The sequence below is a fragment of the Microcoleus sp. SVA1B4 genome, assembly GCF_036700545.1.
Taxonomy (GTDB): domain Bacteria; phylum Cyanobacteriota; class Cyanobacteriia; order Cyanobacteriales; family Microcoleaceae; genus Microcoleus.
This window is the reverse complement of record NZ_JAUBPB010000004.1, coordinates 61,959-77,584: the sequence shown is the minus strand read 5'-3', so window position 1 is coordinate 77,584 and position 15,626 is coordinate 61,959. Positions and strand designations below refer to the sequence as shown.

The following is a 15,626-nucleotide window of genomic DNA, read 5'->3' as shown; positions in this document are numbered from 1 at the left end:
CAAGGAAGGAAGTTTGAGCGCGGGTCGCGCAAATTTCTTGCCAAAGAAACACGCGTCGTGTACAATACAGAGTCTGGTATCCTCACTTACCCATAATTATTTTCATTCATCCCGTCCCCCCAGAGGGGAAGGGACTTTCAGTGCGGATACAGCCAAATCACTATATTCAGCAAAAAGCTAGAAATGCCGTAACTCATGCCCACTATTCAGCAACTCATCCGTTCAGCACGGGAACAAACGCAGAAAAAAACCAAATCGCCAGCTCTCAAGAGTTGCCCGCAGCGCCGCGGAGTTTGCACCAGAGTGTACACGACCACCCCGAAAAAACCCAACTCGGCGCTGCGGAAGGTGGCTCGGGTACGGCTGACCTCTGGTTTTGAAGTCACCGCCTACATCCCAGGGATCGGTCACAACTTGCAAGAACACTCGGTAGTAATGATCCGAGGCGGTCGGGTAAAAGATTTGCCAGGAGTTAGATACCACATCATTCGGGGTACATTAGACACCGCTGGGGTGAAAGACCGCAAGCAGGGTCGTTCCAAATACGGGGCCAAGCGTCCTAAAGAGAAAAAATAACACGGAACTCGCCCGATCGTCGGGGTTGGGAAGCAAAAATAGATCTGATCGCGCCGCTCAATTGCACGCTCGATCGTCATAAATCGAAATGTGATCCCAAAACCCCAAACTCAATCATTCAAAATCAAAAATCCCAAATAGAACTATGTCTCGCCGCACAGTTATTCAAAAACGTCCAGTTCCACCAGATCCAACCTACAACAGCCGGTTGGTAAGCATGATGGTGAGACGGATCATGCAGCACGGCAAAAAATCCGTTGCCTCCAGCATCGTCTACGACGCCCTCAAAACCATCCAAGAACGCACAGGGGCTGAACCGTTAGACTTGTTTGAAAAAGCAGTCAAAAACGCGACACCCCTGGTCGAAGTCAAAGCCCGCCGGGTAGGTGGCGCCACCTACCAAGTGCCAATGGAAGTGCGTTCCGATCGCGGTACCACCCTCGCCCTCCGCTGGCTGATCAGATTTGCCCGCGCCCGCACCGGCCGCTCGATGGCAGCCAAGCTAGCCAACGAACTGATGGATGCAGCTAACGAAACAGGGAGTGCTATTCGCAAGCGCGAAGAAACTCACAGGATGGCTGAAGCTAACAAGGCTTTTGCTCACTACCGCTACTAACTGCAACAACTGGCATGGAGAAGAGCGCGATCGTGCGGTATAAAAGCATCGGGTGAGAAATTGGAAAGTGTAATAAGTTTTGAGTGTTGAGATTGCTTCTCTTGGCGCAGTTGCGATTGGTGAAGCAAACTCAAAACTCTCAAAATCAAAATTCATGCACTCAAAATTCATGCACTCTCTGAATCCTCCATGTCGCATCCTTAATATTTTTGTAAACAAATCTTGCAAAAAATATTAAAATGTAACAATAAGCTCCAGAGACTTTTGTAAGTCACTGGGGAGTGCAAAATAGGGTTACTGTGTAGTATAATAGTATTATAACAGCAACACAAGATTAAGGAGGTAGCTGTGGCACGTACCGTCCCGCTAGAAAAAACTCGCAACATCGGCATCGCAGCCCACATAGACGCGGGCAAAACAACAACAACTGAAAGAATTCTGTTCTATTCAGGCATGGTTCACAAAATGGGTGAAGTGCACGAGGGAACAGCAGTCACTGACTGGATGGAGCAAGAGCGGGAGCGGGGAATTACGATTACTGCCGCTGCTATCACCACCAGTTGGAAAGATTACAAAATCAACATCATCGACACTCCCGGACACGTAGACTTCACGATCGAAGTCGAACGCTCGATGCGAGTGCTCGACGGAGTGATCGCAGTGTTCTGCTCGGTAGGGGGAGTGCAGCCGCAATCCGAAACAGTTTGGCGACAGGCCGATAGGTACAAAGTACCGAGGATCGTGTTCGTCAATAAAATGGATCGGATGGGGGCAAACTTCTACAAAGTCTACGGCCAAATTCGCGATCGCATGAGAGCGAACGCCGTACCCATCCAAATCCCGATCGGCAGTGAAGAAAACTTCCGGGGAATTGTAGACTTAGTGCACATGAAAGCCTATATCTACAACAACGACACGGGAACCGACATCGAGGAAGTAGAAATCCCCGATGAAGTAAAGGATCTAGCCGTAGAATACCGCACCAAGCTGATCGAGTCGGTAGCAGAAACCAACGACGCCCTCACGGAGAAATACCTCGAAGGCGAAGAGTTAACGGAAGACGAAATCCGCTTGGCCCTGCGTCATGGCACTGTCGAAGGTACGATCGTCCCCATGTTGTGCGGTTCGGCATTCAAAAACAAAGGCGTTCAGTTGTTGTTGGATGCAGTCATCGACTATCTGCCGTCGCCCTTGGAAGTTCCTCCCATACAAGGACTCCTGCCCAACGGCGACACAGCAGAGCGGTTTGCCGACGACAACGCCCCCCTGTCAGCTCTGGCATTCAAAATCATGGCTGACCCCTACGGTCGCCTGACCTTTGTTCGCGTCTACTCCGGTATCCTCAAAAAAGGAACCTACGTCCTGAACTCCACCAAAGACAAAAAAGAGCGGGTTTCTCGCCTAATTGTACTCAAAGCGGACGATCAGATAGAAGTTGAGGAACTCCGAGCCGGAGACTTGGGAGCAGCCTTGGGTTTGAAAGACACCTTCACCGGCGACACCCTTTGCGAAGAAGGAGCGCCAGTGATTCTGGAATCTCTGTTTATTCCAGAGCCAGTCATCTCGGTGGCTGTCGAACCCAAAACCAAACAAGACATGGAGAAGCTCTCCAAAGCCCTCCAGTCGCTCTCGGAAGAAGACCCCACCTTCCGAGTCAACGTTGACCCAGAAACCAACCAGACAGTCATCGCCGGTATGGGCGAACTGCACCTGGAAATCCTGGTTGACAGGATGCTGCGGGAATTCAAAGTAGAAGCGAACGTGGGTCAGCCACAAGTAGCCTACCGCGAAACCATTCGCAAATCCGTCCGCGCCGAAGGTAAATTTATCCGCCAAAGCGGCGGTAAAGGTCAGTACGGTCACGTCGTGATCGAACTAGAACCCACCGAAGTCGGAAGCGGCTTTGAATTTGTCTCCAAAATTGTTGGTGGCACTGTACCCAAAGAGTACATCGGCCCAGCAGAACAAGGGATGAAAGAAGCGTGCGAATCAGGTATTGTAGCAGGATATCCCGTGATTGACCTCAAAGCTACTATGGTAGACGGGTCTTTCCACGATGTAGACTCCTCAGAAATGGCATTTAAGATCGCCGGTTCAATGGCGATCAAAGAAGCCGTGATGAAGGCGTCTCCAGTGCTGCTAGAGCCTATGATGAAAGTAGAGGTGGAAGTTCCCGAAGATTACATCGGGAACGTCATCGGAGACCTCAACTCGCGTCGGGGTCAGATCGAAGGTCAAGAGACGGATCAGGGGATAGCTAAAGTTTCTGTAAAAGTTCCACTAGCAGAAATGTTTGGTTACGCCACCGACATCCGCTCGAAAACCCAAGGTCGAGGCATCTTCACAATGGAATTCAGCCATTACGAAGAAGTGCCGCGAAACGTGGCTGAAGCCATTATCGCTAAGAACAAAGGGAACTAATGATTTTGGATTTTAGATTTTGGATTTTGGATTGAATCCAAAGTCTAGAATCTAAAATCTCAAGTCTAAAATCGCTAAAAGAAACAAGGAACAGATCAAGAATGGCACGCGCAAAATTTGAACGGAATAAACCCCACGTAAACATCGGCACGATCGGTCACGTTGACCACGGCAAAACAACTTTGACCGCCGCGATTACGATGACTCTCTCTGCACTAGGTCAAGCAAAGGCTAAGAACTACGCCGACATCGACGCTGCGCCTGAAGAAAAAGCACGGGGTATTACGATTAATACTGCTCACGTGGAATACGAAACCACAGGTCGGCACTATGCCCACGTAGATTGTCCCGGACACGCTGACTATGTGAAAAACATGATCACCGGTGCAGCTCAAATGGACGGCGGCATCCTAGTAGTGTCAGCGGCAGACGGCCCCATGCCTCAAACTCGCGAACACATCCTGCTAGCTAAGCAAGTTGGCGTTCCCAGCTTGGTTGTCTTCTTGAACAAAGAAGACATGGTGGATGATGCTGAACTGTTGGAATTGGTAGAACTGGAAGTTCGCGAACTTTTGAGCTCTTACGATTTTCCGGGCGATGACATCCCCATCGTCACAGGTTCGGGATTGAAAGCTCTCGAAGCGATGCTTGCTAATCCCAAGACTGTCAAGGGCGAAAATGAGTGGGTTGACAAAATCTACAAGCTGATGGAAGAAGTAGATGCTTACATCCCCACCCCAGAACGCGAAGTTGACAAGCCTTTCTTGATGGCAGTTGAAGACGTATTCTCGATTACTGGTCGGGGTACTGTCGCCACAGGCCGGATCGAACGTGGAACTATCAAAGTCGGCGAAACAGTCGAATTGGTGGGTCTTAAGGACACTCGCAGCACTACAGTGACTGGTGTAGAAATGTTCACCAAGTCTCTGGAAGAAGGTTTGGCCGGCGACAACGTTGGTCTACTGCTACGGGGGATTTTAAAGGCGGATATTGAACGCGGAATGGTGATTGCCAAGCCGAAAAGCATCCTCCCTCACACTCAGTTTGAATCTGAAGTGTACATCCTCAAGAAGGAAGAAGGCGGTCGGCACACGCCCTTTTTCTCTGGCTATCGCCCTCAATTCTACGTCCGTACCACTGACGTGACCGGCACGATCGCACAATTCACGGCTGATGACGGTACTGAAGCAGAAATGGTGATGCCCGGTGACCGGATCAAAATGACGGTTGAGTTGATTCACCCGATCGCGATCGAACAAGGAATGCGCTTCGCTATCCGCGAAGGCGGCCGCACCGTCGGCGCCGGCGTTGTTTCCAAAATCCTCAAGTAGGACTCGCATAACAGCTTAAATAGCAGAAAAGCCGCCAAATGTCAATAGGCTTTTCTGCTATTTAGTGAGTAGTGAGTAGTTATAGGTTAGTGGCCAGTTGTTAGTAGTTATGGGTTAAATGTTCAATAACAAATAACAAATAACAAATGACTGATGACTAATGACTAATGACTAATGACTAAAAATAAACTGAACCTCGAAAATTCAAGAAACAAAAATGGCAACAATTCAACAACAAAAAATTCGCATCCGCCTCAAAGCTTTCGATCGCCGAATTCTAGACGCATCCTGCGAAAAGATTGTAGATACAGCAAATCGGACAGCAGCCACAGCGATCGGCCCGATTCCCCTACCGACAAAACGGCGGATTTACTGCTTGCTGCGATCGCCCCACGTAGACAAAGATTCTCGCGAACACTTTGAAACCCGCACGCACCGCCGCATCATCGACATTCACCAGCCATCGGCCAAAACAATTGACGCTTTGATGAAACTGGATTTGCCAGCCGGCGTAGATATCGAAGTCAAGCTGTAGATTGACTCATCGGAAACTCGGAAAGAAGGAACAATGGAAAAATACATTGTTCCTTCTTTTTTATGAAAGTTCGTTATTAGTTTAAAGTGAACATTGCCGGAGTAATAGAACTAGCTGATGAGTCAGTCAGAGATGCTAAAACTGCCCCAGTGCTAACAAGACGGATCAGGGTATCCCGGGCTTGAGTGCCTGTACCTTGGGTAATAGTTAACTGCTCAAATTTGAGGCCGCCTGCTAATTCTAATAAGTCTTGGCCCATAGTAAAATCTGCGATCGTATCAGTTCCATTTCCAGGCGTTAAAACAAAAGTATCGCGTCCTTTACCACCATTGAGCAAGTCGTCACCCGCACCTCCATTGAGAATATCATTGCCTTTACCGCCAAAGAGAATGTCATTGCCTTTGCCACCATTGAGCAAGTCGTCATCGGCATCTCCATTGAGAGTATCACTGCCTTTACCGCCAAAGAGAATGTCCTTGCCTTTGCCAGCAGAAACCAAGTCATTGCCTTTGCCACCCCACAGAGTATCATTGCCTTGACCGCCAGAGAGAGTATCGTTCCCTTGATTACCATTGAGGGAATTGTCGCCGGAGTTGCCATTGAGTAAGTCATTGCCTTCAGTGCTCATGACTGTATTGTTCCCAGTCGTACCAGAAAAAGGCAGGGAATACTGCAAGCCAAAGTCAGCAGCAAGTGCGTTACTGTCGCGACGCAAAACGTTGGAATCGAAATGACGTTCGTACATTTCTCCATAGTTCCCTACTGCTTTGATAGCCTTCGCAGCAAAGTCCTTTGGCAAACCTAGCGCTTCACCTATATTCCCTTCCAACCCTAAGAATTGTCGAATGGCGGAGTTAGAGTTATTCGCGGGGTTGTCGTCAGTATTCTGGGTGATTAACTCCTCAATATTGGCTGAAGTAATGTCATATTCTTCTGCTTGAACTAAGGCATTATAAACCCAACGTACTACATCTGCCCACTTGGATTGATTTTCGTCAGTTATTAAGCCCAAAGGTTCTTTAGAAAGAACTTCATCGAGAATCCGATGCTGTGCGGGATTGGATAAGGTAGGAATTCGGGCACTGATAATAGTCAGGTCACTTGAGACAGCATCTATTTCTCCTTTGTCGTAAGCTGCAAACATTTCATCATTGGTTGCAAACTTAACAGGGATAAACGTACCCCCGTATTTGCTTAAAGAATCTTGGAGGTTTTGTAAAGAAGTGGCTCCTTCCAAAATACCAACTCGGCGACCATTGAGAGCCGGTAAAACGCTTATACCGCTATTATCCCTGACTAAAACACCTTGTCCGGTGTAAAGATAAGTCGGACTAAAATCAACACCCAAACTCGCATCGCGCACAAGGTTTTGAGTTATTCCCATTGCTGAGACATCAACCACACCATTAGCAGTATTGGCGAAACTATCCTTAAACGACTGAACCTCAATTTCAAGCTTAGTAGGATCGCCAAATAAAGCCGCAGCAATAGCACGTCCTAAGTCAACATCAAAGCCCACATATTCGCCATTCGCTTGCTTCACGGCAAAGCCGGGGTTGTTACCGGGAAGTCCTAGCTTCAGGGTACCGCGCTGCACTACTTCTGCCAGCAGGTTGCGATCGTCGTTATCAATTAAAGTCGCATCAACCTTAGTACCAGAGAACGGTGGAGAATACAACAAACCTCCCTCATTCCAGAGGAGATTGCGATCGCGATCTACCCCAGGGAAGTGACGATCGTATATTTCTGCGTAGTTGCCAACTTGTTTGATAACGTTTACTGCGAAATCATTGGGAAGCCCCAGAGAAGCTCCTAAATCGTCTTCTAAGCCCAGGAAACGACGAATCGCAGGACTGGAGTCATTATTCGGATTCTTATCAGTATTAGCGGCAATAATTTTGTCAATGTTTTCAGAGCTAATCCCAAATTCTTCCGCTTGAATCGGGACGTAATTAACCCAGCGCACCACATCAGCCCATTGCGAGTCATTTTCTGGTAAGGCCAGGGCAATAGGTTCTTTGGAGAATTCTACGTCTAACAGACGGTGATTTTCTGGGTCAGCGAGGCGCTCCAGAATCAGGGCGCGGTCAGTGGCGTAGGCATCAATTTCACCTCGCTCGTAGGCGGCGACAACTTGTTCAAGGGTGTCAAACAATTTGGGTGTAAACTTAACCCCTTCAGGGCTTAATTGATTTTGTAAATCGTCTAATGAGTTAGTGCCTTCAATAAGGCCAATGGTACGGTTCTGGAGGTCTAAAGCATTCTCAATGCCGCTATCTTTGCGAACGACGACCGCTTGGTAATCGTAGAAGTAAATTGGACTGAAATCGATGTTATCCTCTGCATCCGCTCCTAGGTAGTGGGTAGAGCGTTGAGCAGCGATGTCTACATTCCCATCCGCTACCTGTTCAAAGGCTTCTTCAAACGTGGTTGTTACCCGTTCTACTTTGCTAGCATCCCCAAATAACGCTGCCGCCAAAGTACGGACAAATTCAAAGTCAAATTCTGACCCAGAAGAAGACGTGCCGAGTTTAATTTGACCCCGCTTGATAATGTCATCAAGAATCGTCTTTTCTGGATTTTTTACTAAATCGGGATTCGCAACACTGGGGGTGGCTTGAGTGGGCACTTCAGCCGCAGCCCCAGCCTTGGCAGACTGTGCTGTGGGTGCGTCTACAATTTCAAGGATTTCACCTAAGTTAGGAAAGTTATTGTAGGTTTGTCCGTTGTTTTGAATCAGCGCGATTTCTTGTCCCTTGAATTCCAGAGTCCCAGCTAGGACGCTAAAGTCGGCTAGGGATTTAGTATTAAACCCAGTAGCGGAGATTTGGATTTTATCTCCTTGGGTGGGGTCAAAGTCGAGGATTAAGTCGCCGCCGTCGGAGGGTGCGTTGAAGTAGAAGACATCGGCACTGTCTCCGCCATTGAGTAAGTCCACACCCGCACCGCCTGTGAGGATGTCTTGTCCCGCGTCACCCACTAACCAATCGTTTTCTTCGTTGCCTTCGAGGGTATCGTTGCCGAGACCGCCTTCTAGTAAGTCGTTTCCGGTGTTTCCTTTCAGTTGGTCATCGCCGGCATTTCCTTGCAGTTGGTCGTTTCCTTCATTTCCTTCCAGGGTGTCGTTTTCTGCACCGCCTGCCATCACATCATCTCCGGCGTTGCCTTGGAGGATGTCTGCACCGAAGTTTCCTTCTAATTTGTCGTTACCTTCTCCACCTACCACGGTATCGCTGCCAGCACCGCCCGTCAGTTGGTCGTTACCTGCTAGTCCTTGCAGGACATCGTTACCCTCATTGCCAGAGAGATTGTCGTCGCCTTCGGTTCCGGTGAGGGTATCGTTGCCGAAGGTTCCGGTTTGGGGCTTCTCCTTTTGGCTATTAGCGCTGTTCTGTTGGTCGTTATCGGCAATTTGCAGGACAGCAGTTTTATACACCGGGTCGAGGGCGTAGCCAGTGCCGACATATTTGAGGTTGAGGGTTAAGGCTTCCGGCTTTTCTGGGAGGGTATCGTCTAACACCGAGAGGTCGATAACAGCTTCAGTTTCTCCGGGTGCGATGTTAATTTCCCCAAATTGACCGCCTTTGGTGCTGTAATCTTGTCCCAGAGAGGCAGTACCGGAGAGGGTGTAGAGGATTTTCAGCCCTTGAGCGGGGGCAGCTTCACCCAGCGCGATGGTAAATTGTCCTTGGCTGTTGCTATCGCCTTCAGTGATGGTTGGGCTGGCGGTTACTTTCACAGTACGCTTTTCGTTCAGTGCGTACTGCACTAAGAAGGTGTCTGCCTTCAGTAATTCTTGGAGTTGAGTTTGGGATTCTTGAGCGGTAATTTTTCCTTCGATTAGCTGTTGGGTGACTTCGGGTAGGGTGCTATAGACGGCTTTTTTGATCGGGCTGATGCTGGGTAGAACATCTGAAACAGAACGAGTCAGCGCCTGTCCTACTAAGTCGTCAACTAAGTGGTTGCTTTGGGCAACTAATTCGGCGACTGCTGTTACAGGTTCGCTGGCAATAGAGAGATTGTGTTTTTCGGTTAATTGAGTAAAGAGTTTTTGCAGGTCATCGCCCTTGCTTAAGTCAAAGGTGTCAACCTTTTGCAATACTTCACCCAGGGCAACAATCACCTGAATTTCCGCATCTGAACCTTGATATTTTGCCGCTTTGAGGAATGCTGTGCCATTGAGCAACAAGTTCATTACTTTGATGTGACCAGAGGCAATATTAATGCCGGTGGTGTCATCTTTACCAATAGCGGCGAAGGGGTCAAAGTTGTCTAAGGGTTGAGAGAGGGAAGCTAAGGGAAGTCCTGAGATTTTTTCGAGCAAAGTTTCGACTTCTTCCGCCGCAATTCCTTGGCTTGAAAGAACTGCTTGGAGGGTGGTTAAGGGTGTCGTGGTTGTCGCTTCGGTTCCCGAACCGACTTGAGAAATTAGGGGTAATGTTGCAGGAAGGCCGGTGGTTGTGTCGATGCCGCCAATTCCTACAATTTGTCCTTCTTTCGAGTCAATTTCTCCGTCTCCATTGACATCTAATGCAGCAATTTTCGACTCGTCAAAGTTGTATTGTCCGTTGTCGTCGGTGGTGGTTTGCAGTTCGCCTTCATCCGGTTTGAAGTTGCCGTTGGTATCTATGAAGACTGTCGCATCTGCTAAATGGCCGTTGGAGAGACTGCCACCCCCCCGGAAATAGCTATATGATGCTGCTGGTACCTTGGTTCCTGAGTTAGTACCTGAGTTAGTACCTGAGTTAGTACCTGAGTTAGTACCTGAGTTAGTACCTGAGTTAGTACCTGAGTTAGTACCTGGGTTAGTACCTGAGTTAGTACCTGGGTTAGTACCTGAGTTAGTACCTGGGTTAGTACCTGGGTTAGTACCTGAGTTGCTACCTGAAGGGCCGGCAAAACTACTTGGCTTCAGAATTGGCACCGAATTATCAAACTCAAAGTTCTCAACGTCGATAACAACTTTTACACTATTTTGACGAGTAATTTGCCACTTTTTACCGCTGGAAGAATTTAACTCGGTAAACGTATAGTCATCCTTATTACCCCTCAAAATCAAGGTATCGTTACCAGAACCTCCATCGATGGTATCGTTACCAATCCCACTGGCAAGATAGTCCTCTCCTGCTTCTCCTTTCAGGATGTCATCGCCTTCATGACTGTAGAGCGTATCGTTGCCCTCACCCCCATTGAGGTAGTCTCGATCATGATAGCCATCAAGAAGGTCATTCCCTTCTTTACCATAGAGCGTATCATTACCGGCGCTGCCGTTAAGAGAGTCGTTGCCTTCTCGACCATCTAGATAGTCGTTACCCGTTCCCCCATCAAGTTTGTCATCGCCAGCTCCCCCATCTAGAGCATCATTATCTTTACCACCATTGAGAATATCGTTACCAACACCTCCGAAGAGATAATCCTTGCCATTGTCACCGTTTAGGGTGTCATTGTCCCAAGACCCACTATAAGTTTGTCCCTGTTTTCCATTGTCTTCGCCATAGAGAACATCGTCCCCGTCTCCACCTTGGAGTAAATCGTGACCTTGCTGACCGTAGAGAACGTCTTGGTCAGTGTCGCCGTTTAGGGTGTCTTCACCGTTAGAGCCGTGGATTTCGTCTTTACCACCTTCACCTAAAAGCAAATCGTTGCCTGCGTCACCGTAGAGACGATCCTGGTCTGGTCCGCCATAGAGAGTGTCTTTGCCATCCCCACCATAAAGAACGTCAGAACCTTCATCACCCCGCAGGTCATCGTCCTCTTCTTCACCATAGAGCTCGTCTTGATCCCGTCCCCCGTTGAGAGAATCTTTACCAGGTCCACCGTAGAGGCGGTCATTGCCCGAATCCCCGTAAAGTTTGTCGTTGTCCCGGTTACCGTAGATCACATCGGTGTTATCACCCCCGTATATCTCGTCATTTCCATTTTCACCATGAAGCTTGTCATCTCCACTTTCACCATAAACATAGTCATTGCCATTCCCCGCCCATACTTGGTCACCGTCAGGGCCACCCCAAATTTGGTCGGAACCTCCCTGCCCTACGAGCTTGTCATTGCCTCGATGACCATACATCCGATTATCCTTATCATCTCCATAAATTTCGTTGTTTTTATCATTACCATTGCGATTGTTAGAAAATGTAGTTTCCAAAAAGCTCCCAACTTCATAGGCAGCATTTTCAAAAGCTCTTCCTACCTTATTGAAGGTATCAAGTACACCTGATGTAGCACTATTAAATCCATTCACAACGTCATTAATGGCACCATTTACAACATCTGTGACTGCACCCAGGGCCGCGCCGGTCACTTGGTCAAACAAATCTTCGATACTTCTGAGCGGAGCTAGTGACACGGTATAGTCACCCTTTAGCGATCCAGCTTGATAACCTACCTTTACCTGGGAACCATCAGGTGTACCATCTGAGGTAATCGTCAGGTTGGCCCCAACCTTGCCAACGAGCGGAATATCGATGTCTATGCTGCCTGTAACGTTTAGCTTGCCATTCTGTAGACTGATGTTGGCACTGCCTAAATTTCGACCGAAAATTTTGGCTCTCCCTCCGATTTTTATATCGGTTGAACTTTTGATATCAATTTTCGCCTCCTCGATTGATAAGACCCCAAATAAGTCAAGATTTCCTTCAACTTTCAGACCATTACTATCAGCATTTATCTTAGCTCCGGCAACTTCTCGACCAAGAATCTTCACTGCACCGGATCCACTCGCCGTCTTTTCCTTAATATCAACTGAAAAATCGTTAATATCTAGTGCTACGAGTCCTAAATTCAAATCAAAATCCTTGATTTTGGCACTCGTGGTTGTAAATTCCACGTTCGCTTTCGCAACTTCAGCCCCAAAAATTACAAGCTTACCGTCCCCTTTGAGATATTGTTCAGTTGGACTTACGTTGACTTTTAAATTCAAAGTCTTATCGGTGGAACCATCTGCTCCTGTCAGCTTCAAAAATCCTAAGTCAATTTCAGGAATATTCAAATTTCCGCTTAAACTTGGAGCGCTAGAGAAGGGATTTGCGGCGAGATTTAGAGTAGCTTCTTTTCCCCAAGCATTTACTTTGCCATTGACGGCAATTCCTTGGGTTAAAGTAGTCTTCGCAAACGTGGTTTCCACCGGCGCAAACTTGATGAGAGGATCGAGCTCAGTACCTGCATCTGGGCCATCGATAGATACAATAGTAACATCTAAGACATCTTTCAAAAAGTTCTTGGTTTTTCCGACAAAACCTGAGTTATCAACTCCTACAACACTAAGGGGCACCGACCAAATGTCCACCAAGCCAATTGGTTGATAGACCGTTAATTCCATCCCAAATTTATCGGGTGCTTTGGGAGCTATGAATAAAGCAGACTTGACATCCAAGCCACCCACTTTTAAATCTGCAAGGAGTCCAATATTATCAATGTAGGGGGCTACATAACTGCCGCCAAGCTGAAACGATAAATTTCGGAGTTCTGAGTTACGCAAACCAAAGGGTTCTTTCCAAGGCGTACTTGAACCTACTTGAAAGCTTGCTGTGAGTGAAGTTGGCTCTAAACGAAGTTGGCCAAAAAGCTTTAATTCTGGTTCATTTTTTTGGACAGGATCGTAGTTTTTGAGGAGGACATTTCCCTCAATACCAAAACTTGCTGTCGCATTTCTAACTGCTAATTCCAAGGCGGCGTCGGTGAGGGTGGCACTGAAGTCTGTCTGCGAGTTTTTATCTCCAAACAGCGGACTATCTATATTAAACTTTCCTTTGAGGCTGGCTCCGTTTGAATCTACCTTTGTGATTAGGTCTAATTGTGGAATTTTCAGTTTTTTGTCAATAAATTCTGCGAGACCGTTATTGCCCTTGTTAAAGTTGGCAATTCCAGAGATTTCATAAGTTTTATTGGGGGTATCAAGTTTCCCTATTCCGAAGCTGGGATTGGTTATGGGTACGGATAATGCTGTCGCAATTGTTTCTACACCAGGAACTCCTTTGAAGATATCAACTAGGGAGGTCTCTCCCTGATAGGTGATTTTAATTTGTTCTTTGGAAAACTCCAAGTCAATCGGTTTTTTACTGATGTTTCCCGTGAGTTTATAGCTGGTATTTTTGCCACTTAAGTTGCTAATTTTTAAACTGGCATCCGATATAGAGTTGTTTAAAATAGCAACTTCGCTTTCTACAGTAATTCCTACTTTTTTCAAGAGGTCAGCTAAAGAAATATCTCCGGTATAGGCGACTTTTAACTCTTGACCCTTTTGATACTCGAACGTAACGTCTTGTCCGCTGATTTTTCCAGAGAACTTATAAGCGGAAGGGGACTTGCTGCTGTCCACTGTTAAGCTGGGATTGTTGATCGCACCCGTTAATATTGCGCTTCCTTGGGTGTCGGTCACGCCAACAGTTTTCAACAGGTCAGCTAAAGAAATATCTCCGGTATAGGCGACTTTTAACTCTTGACCTTTTTGATACTCGAACGTAACGTCTTGTTCGCTAATTTTTCCAGAGAACTTATAAGCGGAAGGGGACTTGCTGCTGTCCACTGTCAAGCTAGGAGCGGTTATAGAGCCGGTTAATAGCGCGCTGCCTTGGGTGTCGGTCACGCCAACAGTTTTCAACAGGTCAGCTAAAGAAATATCTCCGGTATAGGCGACTTTTAACTCTTGACCTTTTTGATAATCAAATGTTACGGTTTTTCCGCTGATTGCTCCAGAGAACTTATAAGCGGAAGGGGACTTGCTGCTGTCCACTGTCAAGCTAGGAGCGGTTATAGAGCCGGTTAATAGCGCGCTGCCTTGGGTGTCGGTCACGCCAACAGTTTTCAATAGATCAGCTAAAGAAATATCTCCGGTATAGGCTACTTTTAACTCTTGACCTTTTTGATAATCAAATGTTACGGTTTTTCCGCTGATTGCTCCTGAGAACTTATAAGCGGAAGGGGACTTGCTGCTGTCCACTGTCAAGCTAGGAGCGGTTATAGAGCCGGTTAATAGCGCGCTTCCTTGGGTGTCGGTCACGCCAACAGTTTTCAATAGATCAGCTAAAGAAATATCTCCGGTATAGGCGACTTTTAACTCTTGACCTTTTTGATAATCAAATGTTACGGTTTTTCCGCTGATTGCTCCTGAGAACTTATAAGCGGAAGGGGACTTGCTGCTGTCCACTGTCAAGCTGGGAGCGGTTATAGAGCCGGTTAATATCGCGCTTCCTTGGGTGTCGGTCACGCCAACAGTTTTCAATAGATCAGCTAAAGAAATATCTCCGGTATAGGCTACTTTTAACTCTTGACCTTTTTGATAATCAAATTTTACGGTTTTTTCGCTGATTGCTCCAGAGAAGGTATAAGTGGGGTTGTCGGTGTTTAAAGCGCCTATGGTTAAGCTGGGATTGTTGATTGATCCGGTTAATATCGGACTTGCTGTAGTGGTAGAAACTCCCACAGATTTCAATATATCTGCTAGAGAGCCAGCACCGTTATAAGTGGCTGTAATTGAATCGGCTTTAATCTCAAAAGTTAATGGCTTTAAAGTATCGAGGATATCTTGGAGGGCTTTTTTTGCGGTGGCAGATATGCTAACTTTGGCATCTGCTAAACTTTTTTCTACTTCTGACAAAGAAGAAGAGAGCAATAATACAGAAGCATAATTTGCCATCACTTCTGGAGTAAACGCAGAGGCAAACTTGCCTTCTCCTAGAGCGACTTCTAACTCCCAGTCACCGCCCAATGCAGCATTCCCAGTTAAGTTCGCTGAGGCCGCAATATTTGCGCCAATCAAAGTCCGTAATTTGGCGATAAATTCTGTACCTGCATCTCCTGCGGCGACTTGACAGCCATAAAGAAACAAGCTCGATGATGCTCTTTCATCCGCTACAAACCACTGTTTCAGTTGTTGGGCATACTTGCTCAGAGTATTTAGGCTGAGTTGGGCATTTCCCAAATACACGCAACCGGGCGCACCGTGGGAAACAATATGCACTCCCGAAATAGCGTGGCGATTTGCAAGTTCTTCAGTAATTTGGCTAATGCCATCTTTTGTAGCGTCAAGAATAATTACTTCTGTTCCTGCTTCTACTCCTGCTGCCAATGTTTGATAATCGGCAATTTTAGCATCGATGAAAAGAATCGCCTTTTGGATGTTGGAATTAATCATGTTAATCAGGGGTTC

At 47.1% G+C, this 15,626-nt stretch carries 6 protein-coding genes; 5 read left to right on the top strand and 1 reads right to left on the bottom strand.

Translation table 11 applies throughout. The features are described 5' to 3' along the window. The first annotated feature begins 195 nt into the window (after positions 1-195). From rpsL to rpsJ, 5 genes are all read left to right on the top strand, one after another. Positions 196-576 carry a 30S ribosomal protein S12 gene (gene rpsL, locus QT987_RS03335; RefSeq protein ID WP_006632197.1) on the top strand — a complete coding sequence of 127 codons (381 nt, stop codon included), beginning with the start codon at positions 196-198 and terminating at the stop codon, positions 574-576. A gap of 145 nt (positions 577-721) precedes the next feature. Next, positions 722-1,192: a 30S ribosomal protein S7 gene (rpsG, locus tag QT987_RS03330; protein WP_006632196.1), complete on the top strand. Its 471-nt coding sequence runs from the start codon at positions 722-724 to the stop codon at positions 1,190-1,192. 348 nt (positions 1,193-1,540) lie between these two features. Continuing rightward, positions 1,541-3,613 carry an elongation factor G gene (gene fusA, locus QT987_RS03325; RefSeq protein ID WP_333237232.1) on the top strand — a complete coding sequence of 691 codons (2,073 nt, stop codon included), beginning with the start codon at positions 1,541-1,543 and terminating at the stop codon, positions 3,611-3,613. 101 nt (positions 3,614-3,714) lie between these two features. Beyond that, positions 3,715-4,944, top strand: a complete 1,230-nt coding sequence (tuf, locus tag QT987_RS03320) for an elongation factor Tu (RefSeq protein ID WP_242724596.1) — start codon at positions 3,715-3,717, stop codon at positions 4,942-4,944. Between the two features lie 217 nt (positions 4,945-5,161). Next, positions 5,162-5,479, top strand: a complete 318-nt coding sequence (gene rpsJ, locus QT987_RS03315; RefSeq protein WP_006632193.1) for a 30S ribosomal protein S10 — start codon at positions 5,162-5,164, stop codon at positions 5,477-5,479. 76 nt (positions 5,480-5,555) lie between these two features. Here the strand turns inward: rpsJ and QT987_RS03310 are convergent, their stop codons facing one another. Then, positions 5,556-15,611 carry a DUF4347 domain-containing protein gene (locus tag QT987_RS03310; protein WP_333237229.1) on the bottom strand — a complete coding sequence of 3,352 codons (10,056 nt, stop codon included), beginning with the start codon at positions 15,609-15,611 and terminating at the stop codon, positions 5,556-5,558. Positions 15,612-15,626 lie beyond the last annotated feature (15 nt).